The 25,012-nt window shown below is 36.0% G+C and carries 24 protein-coding genes and 1 tRNA gene; 21 read left to right on the forward strand and 4 right to left on the reverse strand.

What is annotated here, in order from left to right; translation table 11 throughout:
- The first annotated feature begins 36 nt into the window (after window positions 1-36).
- From HMPREF1630_RS02115 to HMPREF1630_RS02170, 13 genes are all read left to right on the forward strand, one after another.
- Window positions 37-1,311, forward strand: a complete 1,275-nt coding sequence (locus HMPREF1630_RS02115; RefSeq protein ID WP_037326624.1) for a cytochrome c biogenesis protein ResB — start codon at window positions 37-39, stop codon at window positions 1,309-1,311.
- Window positions 1,311-2,132 carry a c-type cytochrome biogenesis protein CcsB gene (gene ccsB / locus HMPREF1630_RS02120; protein ID WP_004828624.1) on the forward strand — a complete coding sequence of 274 codons (822 nt, stop codon included), beginning with the start codon at window positions 1,311-1,313 and terminating at the stop codon, window positions 2,130-2,132. Before HMPREF1630_RS02115 ends, ccsB begins: the two co-directional genes overlap by 1 nt.
- A 9-nt stretch (window positions 2,133-2,141) precedes the next feature.
- The gene (locus HMPREF1630_RS02125; protein ID WP_004828625.1) at window positions 2,142-2,693 is read left to right on the forward strand and encodes a hypothetical protein; all 552 of its coding nucleotides are present in this window, start codon (window positions 2,142-2,144) and stop codon (window positions 2,691-2,693) included.
- Between the two features lie 92 nt (window positions 2,694-2,785).
- Complete coding sequence (locus HMPREF1630_RS02130) at window positions 2,786-3,688, forward strand: DUF2232 domain-containing protein (RefSeq protein WP_037326626.1); 903 nt, start codon at window positions 2,786-2,788, stop codon at window positions 3,686-3,688.
- Window positions 3,675-5,684, forward strand: a complete 2,010-nt coding sequence (locus HMPREF1630_RS02135) for a DHH family phosphoesterase (RefSeq protein WP_037326629.1) — start codon at window positions 3,675-3,677, stop codon at window positions 5,682-5,684. Before HMPREF1630_RS02130 ends, HMPREF1630_RS02135 begins: the two co-directional genes overlap by 14 nt.
- Window positions 5,662-6,111: a 50S ribosomal protein L9 gene (gene rplI / locus HMPREF1630_RS02140; RefSeq protein ID WP_004828636.1), complete on the forward strand. Its 450-nt coding sequence runs from the start codon at window positions 5,662-5,664 to the stop codon at window positions 6,109-6,111. Before HMPREF1630_RS02135 ends, rplI begins: the two co-directional genes overlap by 23 nt.
- Window positions 6,111-7,442 carry a replicative DNA helicase gene (gene dnaB, locus HMPREF1630_RS02145; RefSeq protein WP_004828638.1) on the forward strand — a complete coding sequence of 444 codons (1,332 nt, stop codon included), beginning with the start codon at window positions 6,111-6,113 and terminating at the stop codon, window positions 7,440-7,442. Before rplI ends, dnaB begins: the two co-directional genes overlap by 1 nt.
- Window positions 7,435-7,989: a GNAT family N-acetyltransferase gene (locus HMPREF1630_RS02150; RefSeq protein ID WP_037326631.1), complete on the forward strand. Its 555-nt coding sequence runs from the start codon at window positions 7,435-7,437 to the stop codon at window positions 7,987-7,989. Before dnaB ends, HMPREF1630_RS02150 begins: the two co-directional genes overlap by 8 nt.
- Window positions 7,970-8,710, forward strand: a complete 741-nt coding sequence (locus HMPREF1630_RS02155; protein WP_037326634.1) for a DnaD domain-containing protein — start codon at window positions 7,970-7,972, stop codon at window positions 8,708-8,710. Before HMPREF1630_RS02150 ends, HMPREF1630_RS02155 begins: the two co-directional genes overlap by 20 nt.
- Before the next feature lies 1 nt (window position 8,711).
- Window positions 8,712-9,692: an ATP-binding protein gene (locus HMPREF1630_RS02160; protein ID WP_037326636.1), complete on the forward strand. Its 981-nt coding sequence runs from the start codon at window positions 8,712-8,714 to the stop codon at window positions 9,690-9,692.
- Complete coding sequence (locus tag HMPREF1630_RS02165) at window positions 9,679-10,350, forward strand: NAD(P)H-hydrate epimerase (RefSeq protein WP_037326639.1); 672 nt, start codon at window positions 9,679-9,681, stop codon at window positions 10,348-10,350. Before HMPREF1630_RS02160 ends, HMPREF1630_RS02165 begins: the two co-directional genes overlap by 14 nt.
- 79 nt (window positions 10,351-10,429) lie before the next feature.
- A complete protein-coding gene (locus HMPREF1630_RS09210) occupies window positions 10,430-11,311 on the forward strand; it encodes a DUF4349 domain-containing protein (RefSeq protein WP_052039350.1) in 882 nt (293 codons plus the stop codon).
- A 519-nt stretch (window positions 11,312-11,830) separates the two neighbouring features.
- A tRNA-Val gene (locus HMPREF1630_RS02170) sits at window positions 11,831-11,906 on the forward strand.
- A gap of 125 nt (window positions 11,907-12,031) precedes the next feature.
- On the opposite strand, the gene HMPREF1630_RS02175 is transcribed toward HMPREF1630_RS02170, so the two are convergent.
- Window positions 12,032-13,936, reverse strand: a complete 1,905-nt coding sequence (locus tag HMPREF1630_RS02175) for an acyltransferase family protein (protein ID WP_231549501.1) — start codon at window positions 13,934-13,936, stop codon at window positions 12,032-12,034.
- 373 nt (window positions 13,937-14,309) lie between these two features.
- Between HMPREF1630_RS02175 and serS the strand changes: the two genes are divergently transcribed.
- Entirely contained in the window at window positions 14,310-15,599 is a 1,290-nt protein-coding gene (serS, locus tag HMPREF1630_RS02180; RefSeq protein ID WP_037326645.1) for a serine--tRNA ligase, read from the forward strand.
- Between the two features lie 79 nt (window positions 15,600-15,678).
- Window positions 15,679-16,443, forward strand: a complete 765-nt coding sequence (locus tag HMPREF1630_RS02185) for a nucleoside phosphorylase (RefSeq protein WP_004828656.1) — start codon at window positions 15,679-15,681, stop codon at window positions 16,441-16,443.
- A gap of 63 nt (window positions 16,444-16,506) precedes the next feature.
- Here HMPREF1630_RS02185 and HMPREF1630_RS02190 read toward each other — a convergent pair whose 3' ends face one another.
- The 3 genes from HMPREF1630_RS02190 to HMPREF1630_RS02200 all read right to left on the reverse strand — a co-directional run bounded on the left by HMPREF1630_RS02190 (window position 16,507) and on the right by HMPREF1630_RS02200 (window position 19,403).
- Window positions 16,507-17,046, reverse strand: coding sequence for an NADPH-dependent FMN reductase (locus HMPREF1630_RS02190; protein ID WP_037326648.1), 540 nt, complete (start codon window positions 17,044-17,046; stop codon window positions 16,507-16,509).
- A gap of 133 nt (window positions 17,047-17,179) precedes the next feature.
- Complete coding sequence (gene gltA / locus HMPREF1630_RS02195) at window positions 17,180-18,574, reverse strand: NADPH-dependent glutamate synthase (RefSeq protein WP_037326651.1); 1,395 nt, start codon at window positions 18,572-18,574, stop codon at window positions 17,180-17,182.
- Window positions 18,561-19,403 (reverse strand): sulfide/dihydroorotate dehydrogenase-like FAD/NAD-binding protein, encoded by an 843-nt coding sequence (locus HMPREF1630_RS02200; RefSeq protein ID WP_037326654.1) that lies wholly within the window; start codon window positions 19,401-19,403, stop codon window positions 18,561-18,563. The genes gltA and HMPREF1630_RS02200 overlap by 14 nt, the downstream gene beginning before the upstream one ends.
- A 141-nt stretch (window positions 19,404-19,544) precedes the next feature.
- Between HMPREF1630_RS02200 and HMPREF1630_RS02205 the strand changes: the two genes are divergently transcribed.
- From HMPREF1630_RS02205 to HMPREF1630_RS02230, 6 genes are all read left to right on the forward strand, one after another.
- Window positions 19,545-21,320, forward strand: coding sequence for an ABC transporter ATP-binding protein (locus HMPREF1630_RS02205; protein ID WP_037326657.1), 1,776 nt, complete (start codon window positions 19,545-19,547; stop codon window positions 21,318-21,320).
- 81 nt (window positions 21,321-21,401) lie between these two features.
- Complete coding sequence (locus HMPREF1630_RS02210; protein WP_037326659.1) at window positions 21,402-22,193, forward strand: DnaJ domain-containing protein; 792 nt, start codon at window positions 21,402-21,404, stop codon at window positions 22,191-22,193.
- Window positions 22,194-22,201: 8 nt separating this feature from the next.
- Window positions 22,202-22,984, forward strand: coding sequence for a threonine/serine exporter family protein (locus tag HMPREF1630_RS02215; protein WP_004828667.1), 783 nt, complete (start codon window positions 22,202-22,204; stop codon window positions 22,982-22,984).
- A gap of 1 nt (window position 22,985) precedes the next feature.
- The gene (locus HMPREF1630_RS02220) at window positions 22,986-23,462 is read left to right on the forward strand and encodes a threonine/serine exporter family protein (protein WP_037326662.1); all 477 of its coding nucleotides are present in this window, start codon (window positions 22,986-22,988) and stop codon (window positions 23,460-23,462) included.
- Window positions 23,459-23,944, forward strand: coding sequence for a peptide-methionine (S)-S-oxide reductase MsrA (msrA, locus tag HMPREF1630_RS02225; RefSeq protein WP_037326665.1), 486 nt, complete (start codon window positions 23,459-23,461; stop codon window positions 23,942-23,944). Before HMPREF1630_RS02220 ends, msrA begins: the two co-directional genes overlap by 4 nt.
- On the forward strand, window positions 23,941-24,999 hold the full coding sequence (locus HMPREF1630_RS02230; RefSeq protein WP_004828671.1) for a GH25 family lysozyme: 1,059 nt from the start codon (window positions 23,941-23,943) through the stop codon (window positions 24,997-24,999). The genes msrA and HMPREF1630_RS02230 overlap by 4 nt, the downstream gene beginning before the upstream one ends.
- Window positions 25,000-25,012 lie beyond the last annotated feature (13 nt).

The following is a 25,012-nucleotide window of genomic DNA, read 5'->3' on the forward strand; positions in this document are numbered from 1 at the left end:
GGACTCCCAAGGAGTCCTTTTGCTTTAAGGAAAATTATGAAAAAACAAATAGAAAAAATATTTAAAAGTTTTTATTCGATGAAAACTGGGATAATTTTACTAGTGGTAATTGCACTTTTATCGGTAATAGGAACAGTGATTCCCCAAGGTAACCAAGAAGAATTTTATCTTCAATCCTACAGCGATACTTGGGCAAAGCTTATCCTTCTTTGTGATTTTGATAAGGTGTTTTCCGCATGGTGGTACATCTTAATTACAATCCTACTTTTGATAAATTTATTTTTGTGTAGTGTAAACCGCTTTAAGGTAATTTTTGAAAAATCATTTAAGGCTCCTGAAATTTCGCCCAAACTGAAGGAATATCAAACATGGACCAGGGTAAAAGATGATGAATTATCTATTTTTAAAAAGCTAAATATTAGAGCTTATAAGAAAACAGAAGTAGACGGGAAGGAAGTTTTTTATAAGTTTGATGGCAAAATTGGATACATGGGATCCTGGCTTACCCACCTATCCTTAATTATAATTATCCTAGCCTTTGCCTATGGTAGGTACAGGGGATTTGAAGAGTTTGTTCATGGAGTGCCAGGAACTGTAATGGAGCTTGAAAATTCTTCCTATAAGATTAAAGTAGACCAATATGATGTAATGTTCAGGAAAGACTACACAGTTGACCAATACATCACAAGCCTGAGTATCCTTGATAAAAATGACAAGGAAGTTGACAAGGGCCTTGCTATGGTAAACAAGCCTTTTAGGTTTAAGGACTTTAATGTATATCAAAATTCTACAGGTTGGGCCTACCACGCCTTACTATTTAAGGATAAAAAGTTATTAGAAGATAAGCTCATGTATAAGGGTGATGTCTTTGTGGCAGATAATAAAAAAATTGCCTTGCAATTTGTAGATTTTTATCCAGACTTTGATGAAAAGTCTATGATGAAACCAAGGACCAAGTCGCCATTTTTAAAACATCCCGTAACTTTATATGCTATATTCTATGATGGATTTAGGGTGGATATGGGACTTAACCATCCGGGAGAACCCATAGAATGGGAAGGCTACACATTTGTGATTAGGGATCCACAGATGTTTACCCTCTTGCAGGTGGCAAATGACCCAGCAACACCTATAGCACTTTTGGGAGCCATCCTCCTAATGATAGGTCTATTTTTAGCCTTCTATATAAATCCTAGGGAGGTCATTGTAGTTAGGGACGATGGTTTTGATTACCTTCACATTAGGCAAGCCAAACACGATAAGCTTCACAGCAAAAAATATGAAAAAATAATTGGAGAGATTAAATTATAATGAACTTAGTAAAAGTAGAAAATATATTATTTTATATAAGTCTTTTTGGCTATTTAATATCTATGTTGCTATTCATAGCACTTTTTGTAAATAAGACAGAAAAGTGGGGGATAAGGGGCAGAAATGTTTTAACAGCAGCCTTCCTAGCCCACACCCTAGCCTTGGGTGTTAGGTGGGTAAATGCAGGAAGGATTCCACTTTCAAACCAATATGAATTTGCCACTGCCTTTGCTTGGGGCATAGCTCTTTGCTATTTGATTTTTGAAAGAAAATATAAGCTCCTAGCTATGGGCACATTTGTTACCCCAATATTATTTTTAATAATAGGCTACGCTGCTATGCGTGATAGGACAGTAAGACCTTTGATGCCAGCTCTTGATAGTAAATGGCTAGCAGTCCATGTTTCCCTTGCTATCCTATCCTATGGGGCCTTTGCAGTAGCAGCAGGCATTTCTGCCATGTTCCTTATGAGAGATAAGTTTAGTAGTGATTCATTTTTATCAAAGTCTATGGCAGATAAAGAACAGCTTGACCTAATCGCCTATAGGATTATAGCCTTTGGATATATTTTCTTATCCCTAGTAATGATAACAGGTGCTATCTGGGCAGAGTCTGCCTGGGGCAGGTATTGGGCATGGGATCCAAAGGAAACTTGGTCCTTTATCACTTGGATAATCTATTCAATCTACCTTCACCTAAGAAGGTCTAGGGGTTGGGAAGGAAAAAGAGCGGCTATATTTGCAATCTTAGGTTTTATTTGCGTCGTCTTCACCTATATTGGCGTAAATACCTTATTACCATCACTTCACTCCTATGCATAAGAGGAAAATATGAAAAAATTTAAGATAAAAGACCTTACTTTCATGGCTATATCCATAGCCTTGATGTATGTCTTTGGCAAGGTTTTGTACTTGATGAGTAGGTTTTTTCCGATTCCAGGCTCCCGAGTCATATTTACCACACCACTTTTTACTTTTATTTTAACAGCAGCAGTTTTAAAAACTAAAAAAATTGGAACCATATCCATAGTCATGGGCCTTTTGGCCCTGATTTTGTTGAGGCTAACGCTTTTTGGGGCCATAGCTGTAGGCCTTACAGGGATTTTAACAGACCTTACTAGCTTGATTTTAATAAAATCTTACACAGACTATAAGTCAATTAATAAGACCCTAGCCTTTCATAGTTTTTATTCGATATGGACTTCATATTTTTTGGTAAGTCTTTTTATCGAAAATTCTACCTTTGTTATGGGTAATATTTTTTTTGTTTTCATCACTTCACTTATCTTATATTTTGTTGCCTACTATATAGGAAAACTTACTATAAGATTATTTGAATCAAGGAAATTATTGGACAATAAGACCCATAGTTTTAAGGATTAAAAATTTTTACTAGACCCTGGTAGATTGTTTAAATTCCTTTTTAAAGTAAAATAATATAGATAAAAATTATTGAATTTTTACATGGAGATTTTATGATTTTAACAAAAAATATAAACAAGATTATGGAGCCTATTTTTGTTATAGCCCTAAGTCTACTTTGCTTATATTTTGCTCAAACTAGCCTGATTTTTATAGGAATAATTCCTATATTATTTACAATATTTTACTTTAACGAGGGGATATTAAGCTTTTTAATTAGCGCTGGTGGAACATATTTTTTAGGAATGATTTTTACTGATAGGGAAGATCTTTTTACAAGTTTTGTTCCCTTATTGGTTATTAGCCTTGGGCTAATCGTTCTAATAAGCCTTAGATTTACTGCTAGGGTTCAGATTCTTACAGCTTTTATCATAACTAGTTTAACTTTTATTTTTTTATACAAATACAAGATGCTAGTTAATAATATAAGTATGGATAAGTTAGCTATAAATTTAAAGACAAGCTTTGAAAGTTCTTATCCATATAGGCTGGACTTTGATGTTTATAGGCTTACTACAAGTCTTTATCCGGCCATACTAGCTTGGATATCAATGTTTTATGCAGTCTTGTCGGTAAAAATAATTAGAAATTATTTGTCAGTTGTAGATGAGACTTATACAGATATAACCCAGCTTGATGAACTAAGGCTAAGACCTAGAGACTTACTTATTCTTTTGATTATTGGTCTAGCTATCTATTTCGTAGGTAGATTTTTTTCTATCGGGAAAATATATATTTTAGGAAATTTAATTTTACTAAGCCTGATGTTTTTTGCAACTAATGGTTTAAGTCTTTTTGATTTTATGTTAAAGAACTCAAACTTGCCTCTAACGAGGGCTTTCCAGTGGTTTTTCATGCTGATACTCATCCAGATTTTAATTATCCCTTTGATAATCTTTGGGATAGCAGATATATTTTTAGATTTTAGAGCAAGGAGGAAAAATGAAGAACAATGAAAAATTTATTAGCACACCTAATATTGTCTTAATAATGGCATTTCCCTTACTTGCTTCGATAGTAGTATTTTATTATAATCCTACACTTGGAGCCTTAGGGCTGTTTGTTTCATTATTATTATTTTTGTTTTTGAAAAGTATAAACACAACCAAGGCTAAGGAATTACAAAGGTATGTTGATGAAGTGTCATATTCTTTTGATTCTATTACTAAAAATGTAGTATTTGAAATGCCATTTCCAATCGCTATCGTAGAAGACGATAGGAAGATTAAGTGGCACAATTCATTTTTCAGGGACTTATTTCCAGATAGAACCCTAATAGGAGAAGAAATAGATACGCTAATTCCAGACTTAGGTGCACTTGAATTTGACAATGAAGAGATTAGGACATCTAAGAATGTAAATATTTCCGATAAGGTAATCCAGTTTTATTACTCTACAATTTTTGAAGATGACAATAGCAAAGGTCTTACCTTTTTATATGGGATAGACAATACTTACGATGAGTCAATCAAAAAACTCTTCAAGGATAAGAGACTGGTATTTTATTCTGTATTTATAGATAATTATGAGGATATAAGAAACTCTGCCAGCTCCGAAAATAGACCTAAAATTCTGGGAGAGATTGATAGGGTAATAAATGAGTATTTTAAAAAATATAACTGTCTAATCAGGAAATATGAAAACGACAGGTTTATGATCCTAAGTGAATACCAGGACTATGTTGAAATTCACGATGATAAATTTTCAATTCTTGATAAGGTAAGGGATATTAATGAAGGCAATGCTTTGCCACCAACCTTATCTATAGGTGTTGGTATAGCTGGAGCTAAGCCAAGTGAAATATATTCTGATTCTAGAGATGCAATCAACATTGCTCTTTCACGTGGTGGGGATCAAACTGTTGTTAAGCTCGAAGACAATTATGAGTACTTTGGTGGAAAAACTAAGGCCATAGAAAAAACTTCTAAGGTAAGATCAAGAGTAATTTCCCAAGCCCTAAAAAGAATGATGCAAACAAGCTCTGATATTTACATCATGGGCCACAATAACCCTGATATGGATTCATTTGGGTCATCTCTAGGAGTTTATGAAGGGGCAAGGATACTTGGTAAAGAAGTTTACATCATCCTGAATGAAGTGACCAAACCAATTGAGAATATGTATGCAAGGGCGACCGAAGAATTAGAAGAATTGAAAGACCATATCCTTACTGAAGAAGAGGCGCTTAAGAGGATAAGTCAAGCTTCTTTGGTAATTGTAACAGATAACCATAGGAAAAATTCTACCGAAGGGCCAACTCTTTTAGATAAGACTGACAATATCTTTATTATTGACCACCATAGGAGGGGCAAGGACTATATCAAAAAAGCTACTATTTCCTATATCGAGCCTTACGCTTCATCCGCTTCGGAGCTTGTTACAGAAATTTTATCCTATTTGGAAGAAGATTTTAAGGCAAGAACTGCTGTTGCAGAATCGCTATTGGCTGGTATAACAGTTGATACCAAAAATTTTGTCTACCAGACTGGAGTTAGGACCTTTGAGGCAGCATCTGTTCTTAAAAGATGGGGTGCAGATTCAGTTTACATCAAAAGGATGTTTAAGGATGACTTTGAGATTGTAAAATACAAATCAGAGGTAATAGCAGATTCGTTTATAGTGAATGATTTTATTGCTGTAGCTCATTTTAATAGGGAAATAGATGGGTCAACCTTGATTGCAAGTCAGGCTGCAGATGACCTTTTAAATATAAAAGGAGTTCTTGCAAGCTTTGTCTTAACAAGGGCTAATAATAAAATTCATATTTCAGGTAGAAGCTTAGGCGATATATCGGTACAATTAATATTAGAGCGCATTGGAGGTGGCGGACACTTAACAGCCGCAGCCACCCAATTAGATATGAGCATGGAAAATGCTGAAAAAATGTTAAGAAAAGCTATTATTGAATATATAAGAGAGGAAGAAGAAAATGAAAGTAATACTAACAGATAATATTGTAAGAGTTGGAGTTAAGGGAGACCTTGTAGATGTAAAGTCAGGATACTTTAGAAATTATCTAGATCCACAAGGACTTGCTGTTAAAGCAACAAAAGAAAACATGGAAGAACTTGAAAAAATGAGAGACCAACTTAAGAAAGAAGAAGCTGAAAATAGAAAAGCAGCTGAAGCTCTTAAGGAAAAAATTGAAGGTCTAACTGTAGAACAAAAGGTAAGAGTTGGCGAAGATGGAAAACTATTTGGTTCTGTAACAAACAAAGATATAGCTGAAGCTCTAGCAAACCAAGGAATTGAACTTGATAGAAAGAGAATCGAAGAAGTTGAAAAAATCGACGGACTTGGTGAATTTGTTATCAATGCTAGACTATACGAAGGAGTTAACGCAGAGCTTAAAGTTAATGTAGTTGCTGAGGTAGAATAATGACAGATGGCTTAAGGCCACTACCTTATGACTTCTTATCAGAACAGGCTATCATAGGTTGTATTTTAAGTAAAAATTCGACCTTCGATAGTGCAAACCAAATTATAAAACCTGTAGACTTTTACGACTCGAGAACCCAGAGGATATACAAGTCCATAGTCACAATGTTTGAAAAAGACATTAAAGTTGATTATGTATCGCTTGTAAGCCAATTATCGAGTGAAAATATATTACAAGAAGTTGGAGGGGAGGAGTTTATCACTGAGATTACCCTCTCCTCATTTTATACTCCAAATATTGAAACTTATTGTAAAACAGTCAAGGAAAAGTCACTCCTAAGAAGTCTTATTGGGGCAAGTGAGGACATAATCGATTCATCATATAAGCAAACAGATGATGTAAGCGATATCCTTGCGATCGCAGAAAATAGAATATTTGAAATATCACAAGACAGTCATAGCCAAGGTCTTGTAAGAGTTTCTGAAACAATGGATGAGACCCTTAAGCAAATAAATGAACTCACCCTCGCTGATGGGAAAATCACTGGAGTGGCAACAGGTCTTGATGTAGTTGATAATAAACTTTCAGGTCTACAAAATTCTCAACTTATCCTACTTGCAGCCAGACCTGCTATGGGTAAGACTGCCCTAGGTTTGACTATGGCGTGGAATGCAGCCAAGGTTGGAAAGTCTGTTGCATTTTTCTCCCTCGAGATGTCTACCTACCAGCTAAACCAAAGACTTTTATCTATGGTAAGCTTGGTAAGTCTTGAGTCAATTATTAATGGGTCTATAAGGGATGACGATTGGACCCTTCTAATTGATGCTACAAAAAAGATAGTTAAGACTGACCTATATGTTGACGAAACACCTGGTATTAGATTATCAGAAATGAAGTCCAAACTAAAAAGGTTAAAGGCAGAAAGGGGCCTAGACTTAGTTGTAATCGACTACCTCCAATTGATGCAGGCAGATGGAAGACAGGAAAATAGGCAAAATGAAATTGCTTCTATTTCTAGAGGTCTTAAATCTCTATCCAAGGAATTAAATTGTCCAATCCTTTCCCTTGCCCAGCTATCGAGAGAGGCTGACAAGAGGGCAGACCATAGACCAATCCTATCTGACCTAAGAGAGTCAGGTGCAATCGAGCAGGATGCAGACGTGGTAATGCTTTTATATAGGGAAGACTATTACGATGAGGAAGTTGAACCTAACCAAGCCAAGGTGATTTTTGCTAAGCATAGGAATGGTGCAACAGGAACAGTAGATTTGTTCTTCAATAAGCAGTGCACAACTTTCACAGACCTATCCCTAAGAGAAGAAAATGTCTAGGATATATTTAGCAAAGATAGATACCGAAGCAGCTTTTGAACTTCAGAAGTGGGCAAATTTCTCTGATCCAAGGCTTATTGGCTATAATTATGGCAACCTTACAGACTTTGAAATCAAACTCTGGCAAGGCACTATTTCTATGCCAAATAAAAAATATTTTGCTGTAAGAAGAGTAGTAGATGACAGGTTTATAGGTTTTGTTGGACTAAAAAATATAAATCCTCTCTTTAAAAGAGCCAAGTTAGGCATAGTTTTCGATCCGAATTTTGTATCGGAAGGCTATGGCTATGAGGCAGTCCTTGCTATATTAAGGGTGTTTTTTAAGGAAATGAATTACAGGACTCTAAATTTGGATGTAAATACCTTTAATGAAAGGGCTCTTAACCTATATAAAAAGTGTGGTTTTAAAATTGCATCTTATAGCAGAGAAGTATTTGAAAACCAAGATATAGAAGCAGATGATAAGGATTTTGAAATTTCCCATGGCATGATTTATTCGAAAATTATTAACATGAAACTAACAAAGGATGATTATAATGAACTTTGAAATGCAAGAATTAAAATTAGATATGGGTACAACTCCATTTGAAAATATGTTTTTAAATACCTATCTTCAAATGGCTGATGGTGATGCTATCAAGGTTTATCTATTAATCTATAAGGAAATTTACAATAATAATACAGTAGATGAAGGCAAAATTAAACGTCAGCTTAACTTTGATGACCAAAGATTTTTAGATGCTGTAAATTTTTGGATTAATATGGGTATTTTTAGAGAAAAAAAGAACGCTGATGGAAAAACTTATATAGAAATTGTATCCCTAAGACAGATGTATTTTGGTGAAAGTGACCAAACTCCTTCAAATGAAATTAATTTCGATAAGGCTCAAAGAAAGTCGATGATGTTTGAAAATATTGAAAGAATAATAGCTAGAAATTTAACTCCAGCAGATATTACAAGGATTCATGAAACCCTTGGCGAATATGACCAAGATCCTGAACTAGTTACAGAAGCCTTTAGACAGGCTAGGGAAGCCGGTAATGTCGATGTTAAGTACGTAATGGGCTATTTAAAAAGCTGGCGAGATATGGGCATAACAAGTCTTAATGATCTAAGGATGAAAGAAGAAAGAGATAAGCTTAAGAAGGTGACAGGAGTGAGGACCTATAGAAGAAAGTCCGACCCACAAATGCCAAGCGATGGGATGTCTATAACAGAAAAAGCTAGACGCAAGAGACTTCAAAGATTGAATAAGACGGAGAATTAGTATGAAAGCTAACGAAAAAGCCTCACTAATCTTAGCAGAAAGACGAAGAATGAATAAGGTTTTGCAGGAAGAGCGCAAAGAGGAAATTTATAAAAAAATTCCACAAGTAAAGGCTATTGACGAGCTTATAAAGCAAACGGGTTTTGATAGCTTAAAGCTTGCAGCCTCAAAAATTAATACAGAGCCTTACGAAGAAAAAATAAAAAATTTAAGGGAAGAAAAAAATAAACTTCTTATTTTAAATGGATATAAGACTGATTACATGGATTTGAAATACCACCATGACCTTTGCAAGGATACAGGTTTTGTGGGCACCAAGCCTTGTTCCTGTAGATTAAAGTTGATCATAGAAGACAATTATGAAAAATCAGGTCTTAGGGCTGCTATCAATAGGGAAAATTTCTCTACTTTTAACTATGATTTATTCTCAAAAAATCCCTACATGAATTATCAAGTAAGCCCATATAGAAATATTGTTGATATAGTAAATGATATCAAGCACTTCATTGATAATTTTGATAAGCAAACTGGAAATATTTATATTTGGGGAGATGTTGGCAGGGGAAAGACTTTTTTGATAAATTCTATTGCCAAAGACCTACTTGATAGAAATTATTCGGTAGTTTATATGACATCTACCAAGCTATTTAAATTTTTAAACGATTATTACTGGGCCTTTGAAGATAGGCGTGAAAATTTAGAAAATCAGTACGAAATTATTTTTGATTGTGACTTATTAATAATAGATGATTTAGGAGCTGAGACTCATAGGTCAACTGACCAATCAAATCTTTTTGATGTTGTAAATGAGAGGATGAATAAGGGACTACCTATAATCTTATCTTCAAATTTAGGCGAGGCAATGATTGGAGAAATTTATGGATCTAGAGTATTTTCTAGAATTTTGGGTAATAATTCTAAGACCTATGAAATATTTGGTGAAGATCTAAGATTAAAGGGGACAGATTATGATTTTAGTTGATAGAGATCAGATGCGTGCTATAGACCGATATGCAATTAATACTCTAAAAATTCCAAGCATTTGCTTGGTTGAAAGAGCAAGTCTTGCTGTGCTTAAACATATCAACCTCAATAAGTTTGGCTACTTTGCAGTAGTGGCAGGAGTTGGAAATAACGGCGCCGATGGCCTTGCCCTTGCCAGAAACCTCCTTGCTAGATACAAGGATGTTGAAATTTATATTGTGGGCGATGTAGCAATGGCTAGTGAAGGATTTAAGATAAACCTTGCTTCTTGCGAGACCCTCTGCGAGGAAATCTTTTATGTCGAAAGCATTGAAGATTTGGAAAATATGGAAAAAAGGTTGGCAAATGTAAACCTAATTGTTGATGCTCTTTTTGGTACAGGACTTAATAGAACAGTGACAGGAATCTATGCAACAGTTATTTCAATACTAAATAATGTGATGAAATATAAGGTATCAATCGACCTTCCTTCTGGTCTTGATGCCTCAACAGGCATGGACCTTGGTGAAGTTGTTGATGCAGACTTAATTGTCACTCTCCAACTAATGAAGGCAGGTATCTACGAAAGAGAAGCTTATAAGAAAAAGTGCGTAATAGAAGATATAGGTATTCCACAAAAGGCTATAGATTCTGTTTTATACGGGTTAGTAAATTAAGAAAGACTTTCTACGAGTCTTTTTTATTTTTTGCAATTCTTTACCATGATGATATAATAAAAGAAAAGAGGAGGCTCTTATGAAAAAGAAAATTTTGCTCATAGTACTCAGTCTCTTTGTCCTAACTTCTTGTGGGGTTGGGTCCTATTCTATAAAGGAAGAAGCAAATAAAGCCTTAGACTATGCGAGCGAACATGACCAAGCAAGAGAGGAAATGACAAAAGATGAAGCAAGTCCTAGTGAAGCAAGCGAGAATTTAAGTGAAAATCCGGACGACTATATAGAAAAATTTGTCTATATAGACCTTGAAACCATGAACTATGATGAGGATTTAAAAACTATAAAGAATAGTGTTAATACTCTTAAAGGTTTGATAGAAAATGAAGCGACCTTTTTCTCCTCATCTGATAGGTTAAATGATCTAAAGACAACCGAATTTACCATAAAAATCCCAAGAGATAGGTCGAAAAAATTTGACCAAGTCTTAGCAGGTATAGGCAAGACTATGGATATTAATAAAAATTCTAATAACCTACAAACTGCCTTCAGGGATGTGGATAAGGATCTAGAAATTAAGCAAAAACAACTAAAAAAATTCAATGAGCTCTTGGATAAAACTACTAATATTGATGACACCCTTGTCATAAATGCAAAAATTATAGAAACCCAGGGTGAGATTGATGCTATAAAAAAGGCCAAGGCAGACCTAAAAACAAGGGTGACCTATGATACCTACAATATCACCCTCAAGGAAGTTTTTTCCTTTGACCAAAGAGCAAACAACCCAGACTTAGGAACTAGGATTAAGCTAGCCATGGGAGAATCCTTAGCTATATTCAAAGGATTTTTCTCTCAATTAATAGTAGGATTTTTCCTCTACCTACCATTTATCATCATAATTTTACTAGTTGTTTTCATCATTTATGGGCTAAAGAAAAAAATCAAGAAACCAAGGGACTGATTAATCAGTCCCTTTTTTGTAAAATAATTTTTACTCTTAAGTTTGCTTTAAGACAAAAATACTTGGGACAATATTAGTTTCCTCATATGTATCCTTATTATTTAAATCCCATATAATTAATAAAAAAAACCCGATGCAGGTGCGAAACCAATTCATAAAGAACTATAGAGACTTCTCGTCTCTGTGCTCCTCGAGGTGGGAGTTGTTATTCTTACTTTCTTTCAAAGCTTAATAATATTATTACATAAAAAAGGCAAATTCGTCGAAATTGACTCAAACCCACACACCCATCTCGAACGCAGTGAGAGACCTCCATCATTCAGGATATCAAAGGTTCCGTATGTGCATCGTTATTATCTTAAGCCTTTATAATTAACAAAAAATACCGATGCAGGTGCAAACCAAATTCATAAAGAACTATAGAGACCTCTTGTCGCTGCGTTCCTCGAGGTGGGAGTCCTTTATTCTAACTTTCTTTCATTTGACAAGTCATAATTTTCTTGATATGATTAAACAAATGGGGAGTTAGCTCAGCTGGAAGAGCATCACGTTGACATCGTGGAGGTCGCTGGTTCAAGTCCAGTACTTCCCACCACTTGCAGGAATAAACCTGCTTTTTTTATTTGCCTTAAATCTTTACATGGAAAAATTTTTAAAAATAAAACCCCCGGACCTAGCAAAAGTAAAAATGCTATTACTTTCAAAGTCCAAGGGGGTTTTCTATTCTCCAACTTTATTTACATTCAAAATCTTTCTTATAACCAAGTCAGCGTAAGCTTGACTACCTTCCACATTTGGGTGGGTCCTGTCAACAGCTAAGAGCTCTGGTCTATCCTTAACATATTCACGCCAGTTAATTAGGTGGGCTTTAGGATTATCATCGACAAAGTCTTTCATATCCTTATTAACCTTGTCCATGTAGGATTGGAGGTGGGAGGTGTTTACAAAATATACATCTCTTCCATCAGCAATATCCATTATAGCCTGCATGTCTTTGTGGTTGGCAGATCCATTTGATCCAAGTGATATAAGGATTATATCGCCGAGACCAACATTATTTTTAATATTTTGCAAAATTTCTGGCCCTGCTGGCATATCCCTGCCTACCTTGCCGTCAAGGTAGAGGTTTGGTACGTAGGCTCTTAGGTACTTATCAATGTTTATAAGGACTGAATCGCCTACAGCAGTGATGTGGAGGTCTCTGACATAGAAAAGTTCATTTTCTGTGAAATCAAAATCATCATAGGCTTTTTCCTTAAAGTTCTTTGATGATTTTTTCACCTCATCTTTTTTATCTTCATCTTTGTCTTTTTCTTCTTTATCTTTTTCTTCGTCGTCATCGCTAGGAGAATCTTTTTTATCCTTATCTAGCTTTTCTTTTTCTTCTTCATCTTTATTATGAGTTTTGAAAGACTCGTTATTTTTCTTGATTTCTTCTTCGCTCTGTGCAAACCTAGCCTTAAGCTCAGCCATATCTTTTTCTTTCTGGTTGCCGATGGCAAGGGAAATAGCATTTAAGATAGCAAGACCAACAAGTGGAACTATAATTAAGTATTTATTAATTCTCTTTCTGTCAAAAAGTATGTGGCATACTTCACCCATAAATATTATCCATATTACTTGTAATCCATAGAATAAGAATTTATTTTCTAAGAGGTTGATCAAGAAATATGCAAAGAATACTTGGACTACATATTGGAGGATGTATAGGTAGAAGCTCCTCCTGCCTAAGTATTCTAATATCCCACCCAATATAGTGCGAGAAAATCCTGCCCCATATTCAATTTCATACTTATAAAGGACTGCAACCAACAAGGCAAAGCTAAGGGTGTAGACAAGGAAGAAGGATCTATAAATCCAAATATTTTCGCCGTTTATAAAAAACATTGGCAAGAAAATACATAAGCCCAAGATGCCTATAGCAATCCTTAGGTGGTTTTGGTTTAATTCTAACCTATCCCTGTATTTTAAATACAAGAGGTAGAATGCCATTCCAAAGAAAAAGGCATATATTCTTGTATCTGTTCCGTAATAAATGCGGATGATTGGACTATCAGTAAGGGCAAGGTAAAAAGAAATAGCTACACTAGCGATAGCCAAGATGAAAATCATCCAAATCTTTAAGGAGATAGATTTAACCATTCCACCCAAGTACTTAACTATATAAAAAATTCCTATAAATTGAAGGTAGAGAGCTATGTACCAGAGGTGGACAAAAATATTAAAATTACCATTCCTATCAAAATATGAAGCCCCAGCAATGATTTGTCTTATATTTTCAAAACCAAAAACTACAGCCAAACTTGATTTGGCAGAGTCATCAAAGATTTCCCTTGCAAAAATCAGGGCAATCACAAGACTTACAAACATAATAAAGACAATCGGAGGAAGGATTTTTTTTACCTTTCTCTTAAGACTTTCAAATATATCTATAGGGGTTAGGTCCCTGTTGAAATTTGCTTTTTCCATCAGGAAGCCAGACATTACTAAAAATCCAATTACAGCTAAAAATCCACCTGGCAGGGCGTGACCAAAAAGGTGGTAGGTTGAAACTGCTAAGAGACAAAGACCTCTTAGGATATTTAAGTAGCGGAAACTCACTTTTCTTTTAGTTAATTTTTTCACATTTCTCTCCATAACAAAATCATTATACTCTACTAGAGCTGATTTAAAATTATTTTATCCAAAGATTATGAAATAAAAATGTTCACAGTGTTAAATTAGGATAAAGATTATCAAATGCAACTAAAGAAATTTGCATTTTTTGCGATATGTTGTATATTATAAGAAATGAAATATTGCGATGACAAGAAGTAGTAGCTGTTAAAGACACCTAGAGAGGGAATGGTTGGTGGAAATTCTCTGTTGGAGCCAGTGAATCCGTCTTTGAGCAAATAAGAAATTAAGGCAAGCTAAGCTTGTATAATTTGGGTGGCACCACGAGACCTTCGTCCCAATTGGGGAGGGTTTTTTTTATGCATATTTTTAAGGAGAAGACATGATTGATATTAAATTATTAAGAGAAAATCCAGATTTTGTTAAGGAAAATATTAAGAAAAAATTTCAAGATGAAAAATTAATTTTAGTTGATGAAGTCCTAGAACTTGATGAAAAACTTCGCAGTTACAAGACTGAAGGCGATAGACTAAGAAGTGAAAGAAACAAGACATCTAAAGAAATCGGTGCTCTTATGGGTCAAGGAAAAAAAGAAGAAGCTGAAAAGGTTAAGGCCCATGTAGTAGAAATTAATGACGAATTAGTCCACATCGAAGAAGAAACTGCTAGACTTAACGAAGAAGTTAAGAAAAGAATGCAAGTTATCCCACAAATCATAGATGAAACAGTTCCTTTAGGTAAGGATGATACAGAAAATGTAGAAATCGAAAGATTTGGTGAACCAGTAGTACCAGACTTTGAAGTTCCTTACCATATTGACATCATGGAAAGCTTTGATGGAATCGACCTTGATTCATCAAGAAATACTTCAGGTGCAGGATTCTATTACCTAAAGGGTGACATAGCAAGACTTCACTCAGCTATTCTTTCCTACGCGAGAGACTTTATGATTGATAGGGGTTACACATATTTTGTTCCACCATTTATGATTAGGTCCGAAGTAGTAACAGGTGTTATGTCTTTTGCTGAAATGCAAGATATGATGTATAAAATCGAGGGCGAAGACCTCTACCTAATCGGTACTTCTGAACATTCTATGATTGGTAAATTTATCAACACCATCAACGAAGAAGAAAAAATGCCGCTTAAGATGACATCATATTCTCCATGTTTTAGAAAAGAAGTTGGGGCTCATGGCATTGAGGAACGTGGAGTTTACCGTATCCACCAATTCGAAAAACAAGAAATGGTAATTATTTGTAAACCAGAAGATAGCAAAAAATTATACAACGAACTATGGCAAAATACTGTAGAATTCTTTAGAAGTCTTGAAATCCCAGTAAGAACCCTAGAATGTTGTTCAGGAGACTTAGCAGACCTTAAGGTGAAATCTTGTGACGTAGAGGCATGGAGCCCACGTCAAGAAAAATATTTCGAAGTTGGATCTTGTTCAAACCTTGGCGATGCCCAAGCAAGAAGACTTGGAATCAGACTTAGAGGAGAAGATGGAAACTACTTTGCCCATACCTTAAATAACACTGTAGTAGCTCCACCAAGAATGCTAATAGCCTTCCTTGAAAACCTACTTCAAGCTGACGGCAGTGTAAAAATCCCAGCACCACTACAAATGTATATGGGTGGAAAAGATAAAATCGTACCAACAGCAAAATAAATTTTTGACTTAAAAGCACCCCAGCCCGGGTGCTTTTGCAATAATTTTTTTAATTTTAAAAGATAGGGGAAAATCGTTAATGATCCACAAAAACGATCTTGCAATATTAGAATTTGATGATTCGTATGAATCGGTAATAATGCCAACCCATGAATGGCTAGATATAAAATTACCTAAAAAATGTGTTTTTGGATTTTTGGAAGACCATATTGACCAGTATGCAAGGGAAAACAAGGCTAAAAAAATCGCGGAATTTGAATCTGCAACAAAGACCTACCCAGTTTACCTCACAAAGCATAGGGGTCAGGAAATTTGTCTTGTCCAAGCTCCGGTAGGCTCAGCACCTGCTGCCCAGTTAATGGATTGGCTTATTGGTTATGGGGTAAGGGAAATAATTTCCACTGGTACATGTGGGTGCTTGATAGATATGCCAGAGTCAACTTTCCTTCTCCCAACAAGAGCCGTAAGACAGGAAGGGACAAGCTTTCATTATGTAAAACCTTCCAGGTATATAGGAATAAATCCGATAGCTATATCTGCAATAGAAGATTTATTTAAAGAAAGAAGACTCAAATATAGGGAAGTTATGACCTGGACTACAGATGGATTTTATAGGGAAACTAAGGATTTGGTAAAATATAGGGTGGAAGAAGGGTGTTCTGTGGTTGAAATGGAATGTTCTGCCCTGGCAGCTGTGGCGGAGATGAGAAAAGTTATTTGGGGTGAAATTTTATTTACAGCGGATACTTTAGCTGATATAGAAAATTATGATCAAAGAAACTGGGCCAGAGACACTTTTGCCTACGCATTAGAACTTGCCATGGATGCGGTTTGCAAAATATAAATTTAAGACTTATAAGTGAAGATTAAAATAGAGACTAAGATTTTTCTTAGTCTCTGTTTGTATTTAGACTATAATTTTTCCTGCAAAGTCCACAAAGCTGTCACAGGCAGTTTGGACAAAGTCTCTTGTAGCAGGGATTAATTTACCCTCCTTATCCATTAGCTCGTTAATTTTGGATAGGTAAACTTCTGGCTGGGCCATGGCTATGAGTCCAACACAGGCGAAGGATTGTTTTAGGGCGAGGTTTGATGAAACACCACCCATAGTGCCAATAGTTGAGCTAAAAACTGCTGCAGGCTTTCCTTTCCAAAGATTGCCTTCAGGGCCTCTAGAGGCAATATCTATGGCATTTTTAAGGACTGGGGCAAGGGACCTGTTATATTCTGGTGTTACAAAAATAAAAGCGTCACAAGCCTTGACATCTTCTCTGAGTCTGGTGTAGGCTGGGTGAACTTCCCCAAGGTCTAGGTCTTGGTTATAAAAAGGCATATCAGCAAGGTCTATAAAATAAGTTTCTTCCTTAATTAGAGAAGCTACTTCCTTTGCTAATTTTTTGTTCCATGAATTTTTCCTAAGAGATCCTACTAAGATTCCAATTTTCATATATTCCTCCCTTATTTTTATAACTTATACCCAAAAAACTTCTATTAAAGCAAAAGTGCCAGGAAAATGAACTGCTTCCTTAAGATAAATCAGAGTTTAAGTCTTAAGTCAGTTCAAAATCTTGGCAACTATTTTACTTATCGTTTTTATTTCTTATATATTTATCAATGTTGGCTGCGGCTTTTTTGCCGGCTCCCATGGCGAGGATTACTGTGGCAGCGCCACTTACAGCATCACCTCCTGCAAAAACTCCGTCCTTGCTAGTCATGGTTGTATCATCTATTATAATTCCACCCCAAGATTCGGTTTTTATATCTGGGTTGGTGTGCTTGATAAGTGGGTTTGGTGATTGGCCGATTGAAACTATAACAGAATCAAACTCGACTTCTTCGTATGTGCCAGTAGCAACAGGACGTCTTCTACCTGAGGCGTCTGGTTCACCAAGTTCCATTTTTTCAACCTTCACAGCCTTAACCCAACCATTTTCGCCGATAATTTCCACTGGGTTGTGAAGGTTCATAAAATTAACGCCTTCTTCTATGGCGTGGTGGCTTTCTTCTGCCCTTGCAGGCATTTCTTCAAAACTTCTACGATAAACAACGGTCACATCTGCGCCAAGTCTTTTAGCAGATCTTGCTGCATCCATGGCCACATTTCCACCCCCAACTACGCAGACTTTTTTGCCAACGTGGACTGGTGTGTCATATTCAGGAAACTTGTAGGCTTTCATTAGGTTCATCCTTGTTAAAAACTCATTGGCAGAATAAACTCCGTTTAGGTTTTCACCAGCAATGCCCAAAAATTTTGGAAGGCCAGCACCAGATGCGATGTAAATTGCCTCATAGCCTTGATCATAAAGATCTTCTATAGAAAGAGTCCTGCCAACTATGGTGTTGGTTTTAAGTTTGACTCCAAGGCCGATTACGTTTTTAAGTTCTGTATTTACAAGTTTTTTTGGAAGTCTAAATTCAGGAATTCCATATATCAAAACCCCACCTGCAGTGTGAAAGGCATCAAAAAGTGTTACCTTATAGCCAAGTTTTGCTAAATCTGCTGCACAAGTTAGGCCTGATGGTCCAGCTCCAACAACAGCTACCTTTTCTCTATTGGCATAAACTTCGACTGGCTTTTTGTATTTTTTGTTGTTATGATAGTCTGCTACAAATCTTTCAAGCCTGCCTATACCAACAGGTTCGCCTTTTCTTCCTCTTGTACAAACGCCCTCGCATTGGTTTTCTTGCGGACAAACCCTGCCACAAATGGCTGGAAGGTTGTTGGTTTCAGCAATTTTTTCGTAGGCAGCATCAAGGTCGCCGTCCACAATAAATTGGATAAATTCAGGGATTTTAACAGAAACAGGACAACCAGAAACGCAAGGTTGGTTCTTGCAATGGACGCATCTTTTAGCTTCTTCCATAGCCATCTCTAGGGTGTAGCCTGTCGCAACTTCCTCGAAATTTTTATTTCTTACCTTAGGGTCTTGTTCAGGCATCTTAACTTTTTCTTGACTCATATTAAATTTTGCCATTTCTTACCTCCCCAGTTAGGTTACAAATGTGTTCTCTTTCTTCTGTAGCGTAGTTTCTCGACCTATTCATGGCTTCATCAAAGTCGATTAAAAATCCGTCGAAATCTGGGCCATCAACACAGGCAAATTTCATCTCGCCACCAACTGTAAGCCTGCAACATCCACACATACCTGTGCCATCAACCATAATTGAATTCATAGAAACTGTTGTTGGAATGTTTTTTGGTTTGGTAATGTTAACTACATTTTTCATCATAATGGCAGGGCCAATTGTAAGAACGTGGTCGTAAGATTTTCCTTCATTTATTAGGTCTTCTAATACTTGGGTTACAAACCCCTGCCTACCATAGGATTCGTCATCGGTTGTTATGTATAAGTTATCTGAACAAGCTTTAAGCTCATCTTCTAGAATAATTATGTCTTTATTTTTAAAACCCATGATGACATCGACGTTGGCTCCTATTTGGTGAAGGTATTTGGCCTGTGGGTAGGCAATGGCAGTTCCAAGTCCACCACCGATTACACATACATTTTTGCCTTTTAAATCATCTAATTCGGTAGGCTTTCCAAGAGGGCCAACAAAATCTAAAAAACCATCTCCAGCCTTAAGGCCGTTCATTCTCATAGTTGTACCACCCACTATTTGGACGATAATTGTTACATTTTCTCCGTCGGTCCCTGAAATGGTGAAAGGCACTCTTTCGCCCTTTTCATCAAGCCTTAGGATAATAAATTGGCCAGGAAGAGCTTTTTTTGCAATATCCTTGGCTTCTACAACAAACTTAATTGTACTATCATTTAAGTTTGTTTTTTCTATTATTCTTGCCATAAGTCCTCCTTTTGACAAAGTTATCTATACTTATAATATACTTCAGATAGGTACAAATAAAAATTAGAACTAAGCCCTAGGTGAAATATTAATTATAAATAGTATTATAGACATACTAAGAGATTTATAGAAGGGAGACTTATGGAAAAAAATAAGAGAAAATATACAAACAATTACCTATTTAGAAGGTTCTTACCTTATTATGGACCTTACAAGAAGGTTTTGACCATAGATTTATTGGCAGCAGCCTTTACAACAATTTCTGAATTAATCTTGCCACTTTTGTTATCCTACTTGACAGATTGGGCTCAAATTGGAATCTTAGATGCTCCTAGGATATTGAAAGTTGCTGTAATTTATGTTATAACAAAGGCAGTATCAGTTGTTGCCAGATATTTCATGCAGTCTATGGGCCATATCATGGGAGCCATGATCGAAAGAGACATGAGAAAGGACGTATTTAACCACCTCATGGAGATGGATACAGAATTTTTTAATGAATCTAAAGTCGGCCAACTTATGACTAGGCTTACATCGGACCTATTTGAAATTACAGAATTTGCTCACCATGTTCCAGAAGAATTTTTAGTTGGAGCTATCAAACTATTTGTATCTTTCGTGGTACTTTTGACAATCAACTGGAAATTATCCCTAGTTATCTATATCCTAATCCCACTTATGTATGTAGTATCTAGACAGTCTAGGGCGAAATTTAGGAGGGCGACCAAAAATTCTAAGAAGCAAATTGGAGAAATTAATGCAGGCGTGGAAGACACCCTACTTGGCATCAGCGTTGTCAAATCCTTTGCGAACGAGGCAATAGAAAAATCAAAATTTGCCAAGGAAAATGACAAGTTCGCCGACATCAAGGCAGACCAATACTACAACATGGCAAAATACTTCATGGTTAAAGACACATTTTCTGGCATAATGTACTTGGCTTTGATCGTAATTGGTGGATTTTTGGTAATCCAAAAAGAAATCACACCGGGTGATTTAATCGCCTTTACCATGTACCTAAATATGTTAGTTGCAACTATTGAAAGGTTGATAAACTTCACCGACACTTACGAAAGAGGCACCACAGGCATCGAGAGATTTATTGAAATTATGAGTCTTGATAGGGATATATTTGATAAGGAAAACCCTGAAACTCTTACCAATGTGAAAGGCAAGATAGAATTTGACAAGGTTTCATTCAAATATCCAAATACACCAGTCGGCGAAGCCTACGTCCTAAAAGATATGTCATTTAAGATAAATGTTGGCGAAAACATAGCCCTTGTTGGCCCATCAGGAGCCGGCAAGACCACTATTTCTAAACTAATCCCAAGATTTTACGATGTAAATGAAGGTGAAATCAGGATAGACAATACCAATATCAAGGACCTATCCATTGAATCTTTAAGAAATAATATTGGGATTGTCCAGCAAGATGTTTATCTATTTTCAGGCACAGTAAGGGCAAATATAGCCTACGGCAAGGAAGATGCGACAGAAGAAGAAATCAAAGAAGCAGCTAGACTTGCAGGGGCAGATGAATTTATAAAAGACCTGCCAGATGGGCTTGACACCTACATTGGAGAGCGAGGAGTGAAATTATCAGGAGGACAAAAGCAAAGAATCTCAATTGCCAGAGTCTTCCTCAAAAACCCACCAATCCTGATTTTAGACGAGGCAACCAGCGCCCTAGACAACAAGAGCGAAGCCATAGTCCAAGCTTCCTTAGAAAAACTATCCATAGGCAGGACCACCCTAACAATCGCCCACAGGCTATCAACCATCATAAACGCCGATGAAATCATAGTCCTAACCTACGATGGCATAGTAGAAAGAGGTAATCATAAGGACCTCCTAGCCAAAAAAGGCGTCTACTATAACCTATACAATTCAAATAACACAGACCTATTCGGCTAAAAAGAACAGACCCCGGGGTCTGTTTTTTGTTGGTAAAATAGGTTAAAGATGTATAATATATGAGGACAGAAAGGATAGCTTATGAAAAAACTACTTGGCAAGGCCTTGCACGGACTTGCAAGCTTAATAGGAACTATTTTTACAGTTCTAATTAATTTTATGAATATATTAGTAATGACCTTTGAAGGGATTAGAAGTCTTTTGGCACTTGTTTTCATGGTTGGATGTTCGACTTTTATTTTCCTTCCAACTCTTTTATTGTTTTTACCTAGCAAGGTCTGGTATGCGATTTTTATTATCCTTGTTATTCCAGTTCTTGGGCCTAAGTTTATTTCTATCTTAAGGTATGGAAACTACGTCCTTACAGAATGGATGTATGATAGGGCAAATTATTTGATTACAGGCCAGAGGGTTGGTTTTGAAAATATTTCAGATTATTCTGAAAAATACAAGGTTGATCAAGAAAGAGAAAGGCAAAGACAGGCAGAAGAAGAGTCCAGAGCTCGCCAAGAGCAGATGTATAATTACTTTGAAGACCTTTTTGGCAATTTCACTTATTATGATGCAAGGGATTTTAACCAGGGCAATTTCGGTGGATTTGATGGCACTTATAACAACGGAAATTTTGGGGGCTTTTCTGGTGTAAATGATCTTGGTTTTAAGGAAAGGTATGAAAGAGCTACAGGCAAGCTCGGAGTGCCAGTAAATACAGATATTTATGAGGTTAAGCTTGCCTATAGGAAGCTTGCGAAAAAATATCACCCAGACTTGAATAAAGAGCCTGGTGCCAAGGAAAAATTCCAAGAAATCAACGATGCCTATGAGTTTTTGTCTGAAGAAAATATTAAAAAATACAAAAATACTTATTTATAGGATAGACCATGCATGATGTAATTTTAGATGAAAAATCAGCCGTTTTATTATCGGAAGTCGCCTCAAATGCAGGTGCACTCATGCTTGAGAATGGGGCAGAGATATATAGGGTTGAAGATACAATAGAAAGAATTATTAGGAGTAAAACAAACGCTAAGGATGTCGATGTTTATTCTACCTTTAATGTGATTATCCTCTCTTTTACTTATGAAAATGAGGTTCATTCAAATGTTAGGAGGGTAAAAAGCAGGTCTAATAAACTTTTTTATGTTGATAAGGTTAACCAGTTTTCGAGAGATTTTTGTGCAGGCAAGCTCAGTCTTGAAGAGGCCTTAATCGAGCTTGAAGAAATCAAGCAAAGTAAGGGCAGGCCACTTTTTGAAAGATTTTTTGGTGGAGCAATCGCGGCTGGAGCCTTTTCCCTTCTTTTAAGTGGGGGCCAGAATGAGATGGCAATTTCCATAATTGTTGGTATGCTTTCCTACTATGCTTCATATGTTATGGAGCAAAATGGCTTGGGATATTTTGTGGTAAATTATCTTTATGGGGTAATAGTTTCTATCCTCACAATGATTTTTGCCCGTTTTTATCCAGATATTAAGTCAGGTGTTATCATTGTTTCATCTATGATGGCACTTTTGCCGGGTATTACTATAACAAATGCCATGAGGGATTTAATGAGTGGAGATGCTACATCAGGCTTAACTGGAGCTGTTATTGGTATTTTAATTTCCACAGCCCTCGCTATGGGAGTTGGTACGCCTATTACAATTATGAAAATTTGGGGGTAGGATGTTTTATATTAAGGAATTTATTATATCAACCATTGCAGCAGTTGGTTTTGGTTTGATATTTGATTTGCCAAAAAAAGCTTTATATATCTCAAGTCTTGCTGCTGGTTTTGGTTGGGTAATTTACAAGGTTGTATTTGCCCATACTAATTCAGTTTACTTGGGCTCTTTGATTTCTGCCTTAGTTATGACAGCAACTGCAGAAATTTTAGCGAGAATCTACCACCATCCAGCCAGTGTTTTTATCCTTCCGGGCATCATAAATCTTTGCCCGGGTGAAGCGATTTATAAGTCAATGACAAATTTTATTGCCAATAATACCTATATTGCCATAGGTTATTTATACAAGGCGCTTGGGATTGCAGCAGCCATAGCCTTTGGAGTATTACTTGCATCATCATTTTCTTCTTCGCTAAAGACCTTTAAGGAAAGAAACCATAGAAGGACTGATTTTACAAAATTTGGGAGAAATAAATGAAGGATATATATTTAGCAGGCGGATGTTTCTGGGGAGTAGATGCCTATTTTTCAAATCTTGATGGGGTTGTTGCTACCGAGGTAGGTTATGCTAACGGAAAAACAGAGACAACTAGCTATGAGGAATTGTATAAAACTGACTTTGCAGAAACTGTAAAAGTTACTTTCAACGAAAAAGTTATAGCTTTAAGAGAAATCTTAGAACATTTTTATTATATAATTAATCCTTTTTCTTTAAATAGGCAGGGAAATGATATGGGACGTCAATATAGGACTGGGATTTATTCTGAAAATGAAAATGATTTAGAAGTTGCGAAAAATTTCCTAAGAAAAAAGCAAGAAGCTTCTGATAGAAAAATCCTAGTAGAAGTAGAGCAGTTAAAATCCTACGTTGTAGCCGAAGCCTACCACCAGGATTATTTAAAGAAAAACCCAGCTGGCTATTGCCACATAGACCTAACAGATGTATTGGAGATAAAATGAAAAAAATAAGTAAAATAATTGTCCTAGGTGTGGCACTAATGATTGGTACGCCATGTCTAGCTCATGCAGATGAAATTGTAAAATATGACCCTACAAACCTTGATCAAATCTTAGTGAAAAATGGAATTAAGGTTGATGAATCAAAGGTTAAGGCAAGACGTGATGAATTGGTAAAGAAAAATCCTGATCTTAAGCCAGATCTAAAGGTCGTAGAAGAAGTTAAGGAAAATAAGCCTGTTGTTTATCCGAAAACAGCAGTATATTCAAACGTGGTTGATATAAGCGAGCACCAAAAACCATCTTCTATAAACTACGATAAGTTTGCAGCAGATATAGACGGCGCTATCCTAAGGTCATCTATAACAACTTTTAAGGAAGATGAGGAAACTAAAGAAAAGTCCTATTATTTAAGACGCGACTTTACAGTAGATACTCATTATAATAATCTAAATAACCGAAATGTGCCTATAGGTTTTTATCACTATTCAAGAGCTACAAATGAAGAAGAAGCTACGAAGGAAGCTAATTTTGTCCTTGATTATATAAGGGGTAAAAATGTTTCACTTCCGATATATATAGACATTGAAGATAATTTAAGGCAGTCAAAAGTTAGCAGGGAAAGCCTATCCAAGGCTGCTGAGACTTTCATAAATATTATGGAAAGAAATGGTTATGTATCAGGAGTATATTCATATCCTTACTTTGCCAAGAAGCACCTTACAAAAGAAATCAGAAATAGGGGTAATTTCTGGATTGCTGATTATGCTGGCATAGGCTTTACTGGCTACACAGATACAGACTTTGATATTTGGCAATACGCCCACAAGGGTAGGGTTAATGGTTATGCAGGAAATATTGATAAAAATGCTCTTTATAAAGATTATCCTTTGATTATTAAAGGCAAGAGCAGGAAGGATTATAACAAGTTAATCCAAGAAATAATAGATGGTCACTGGTCAACAGGCAAGGAAAGAGAGAAACGTCTCAAATATGCTGGCTATGATTATAATAAAATTCAAAAAGATGTTACCAGACGCATGAATTTGAAAAAATAGAAAGGGAGAGTGA

Source organism: Anaerococcus lactolyticus S7-1-13 (assembly GCF_000758765.1).
GTDB lineage: Bacteria > Bacillota > Clostridia > Tissierellales > Peptoniphilaceae > Anaerococcus > Anaerococcus lactolyticus.

Excerpts from the sequence above, each read along its gene's own strand:
- HMPREF1630_RS02115 (WP_037326624.1), top strand. The coding sequence starts at position 37 with ATGAAAAAACAAATAGAAAAAATATTTAAAAGTTTTTATTCGATGAAA.
- ccsB (WP_004828624.1), top strand. The coding sequence starts at position 1,311 with ATGAACTTAGTAAAAGTAGAAAATATATTATTTTATATAAGTCTTTTT.
- HMPREF1630_RS02125 (WP_004828625.1), top strand. The coding sequence starts at position 2,142 with ATGAAAAAATTTAAGATAAAAGACCTTACTTTCATGGCTATATCCATA.
- HMPREF1630_RS02130 (WP_037326626.1), top strand. The coding sequence starts at position 2,786 with ATGATTTTAACAAAAAATATAAACAAGATTATGGAGCCTATTTTTGTT.
- HMPREF1630_RS02135 (WP_037326629.1), top strand. The coding sequence starts at position 3,675 with ATGAAGAACAATGAAAAATTTATTAGCACACCTAATATTGTCTTAATA.
- rplI (WP_004828636.1), top strand. The coding sequence starts at position 5,662 with ATGAAAGTAATACTAACAGATAATATTGTAAGAGTTGGAGTTAAGGGA.
- dnaB (WP_004828638.1), top strand. The coding sequence starts at position 6,111 with ATGACAGATGGCTTAAGGCCACTACCTTATGACTTCTTATCAGAACAG.
- HMPREF1630_RS02150 (WP_037326631.1), top strand. The coding sequence starts at position 7,435 with ATGTCTAGGATATATTTAGCAAAGATAGATACCGAAGCAGCTTTTGAA.
- HMPREF1630_RS02155 (WP_037326634.1), top strand. The coding sequence starts at position 7,970 with ATGATTATAATGAACTTTGAAATGCAAGAATTAAAATTAGATATGGGT.
- HMPREF1630_RS02160 (WP_037326636.1), top strand. The coding sequence starts at position 8,712 with ATGAAAGCTAACGAAAAAGCCTCACTAATCTTAGCAGAAAGACGAAGA.
- HMPREF1630_RS02165 (WP_037326639.1), top strand. The coding sequence starts at position 9,679 with ATGATTTTAGTTGATAGAGATCAGATGCGTGCTATAGACCGATATGCA.
- HMPREF1630_RS09210 (WP_052039350.1), top strand. The coding sequence starts at position 10,430 with ATGAAAAAGAAAATTTTGCTCATAGTACTCAGTCTCTTTGTCCTAACT.
- serS (WP_037326645.1), top strand. The coding sequence starts at position 14,310 with ATGATTGATATTAAATTATTAAGAGAAAATCCAGATTTTGTTAAGGAA.
- HMPREF1630_RS02185 (WP_004828656.1), top strand. The coding sequence starts at position 15,679 with ATGATCCACAAAAACGATCTTGCAATATTAGAATTTGATGATTCGTAT.
- HMPREF1630_RS02190 (WP_037326648.1), bottom strand. The coding sequence starts at position 17,046 with ATGAAAATTGGAATCTTAGTAGGATCTCTTAGGAAAAATTCATGGAAC.
- gltA (WP_037326651.1), bottom strand. The coding sequence starts at position 18,574 with ATGGCAAAATTTAATATGAGTCAAGAAAAAGTTAAGATGCCTGAACAA.
- HMPREF1630_RS02200 (WP_037326654.1), bottom strand. The coding sequence starts at position 19,403 with ATGGCAAGAATAATAGAAAAAACAAACTTAAATGATAGTACAATTAAG.
- HMPREF1630_RS02205 (WP_037326657.1), top strand. The coding sequence starts at position 19,545 with ATGGAAAAAAATAAGAGAAAATATACAAACAATTACCTATTTAGAAGG.
- HMPREF1630_RS02210 (WP_037326659.1), top strand. The coding sequence starts at position 21,402 with ATGAAAAAACTACTTGGCAAGGCCTTGCACGGACTTGCAAGCTTAATA.
- HMPREF1630_RS02215 (WP_004828667.1), top strand. The coding sequence starts at position 22,202 with ATGCATGATGTAATTTTAGATGAAAAATCAGCCGTTTTATTATCGGAA.
- HMPREF1630_RS02220 (WP_037326662.1), top strand. The coding sequence starts at position 22,986 with ATGTTTTATATTAAGGAATTTATTATATCAACCATTGCAGCAGTTGGT.
- msrA (WP_037326665.1), top strand. The coding sequence starts at position 23,459 with ATGAAGGATATATATTTAGCAGGCGGATGTTTCTGGGGAGTAGATGCC.
- HMPREF1630_RS02230 (WP_004828671.1), top strand. The coding sequence starts at position 23,941 with ATGAAAAAAATAAGTAAAATAATTGTCCTAGGTGTGGCACTAATGATT.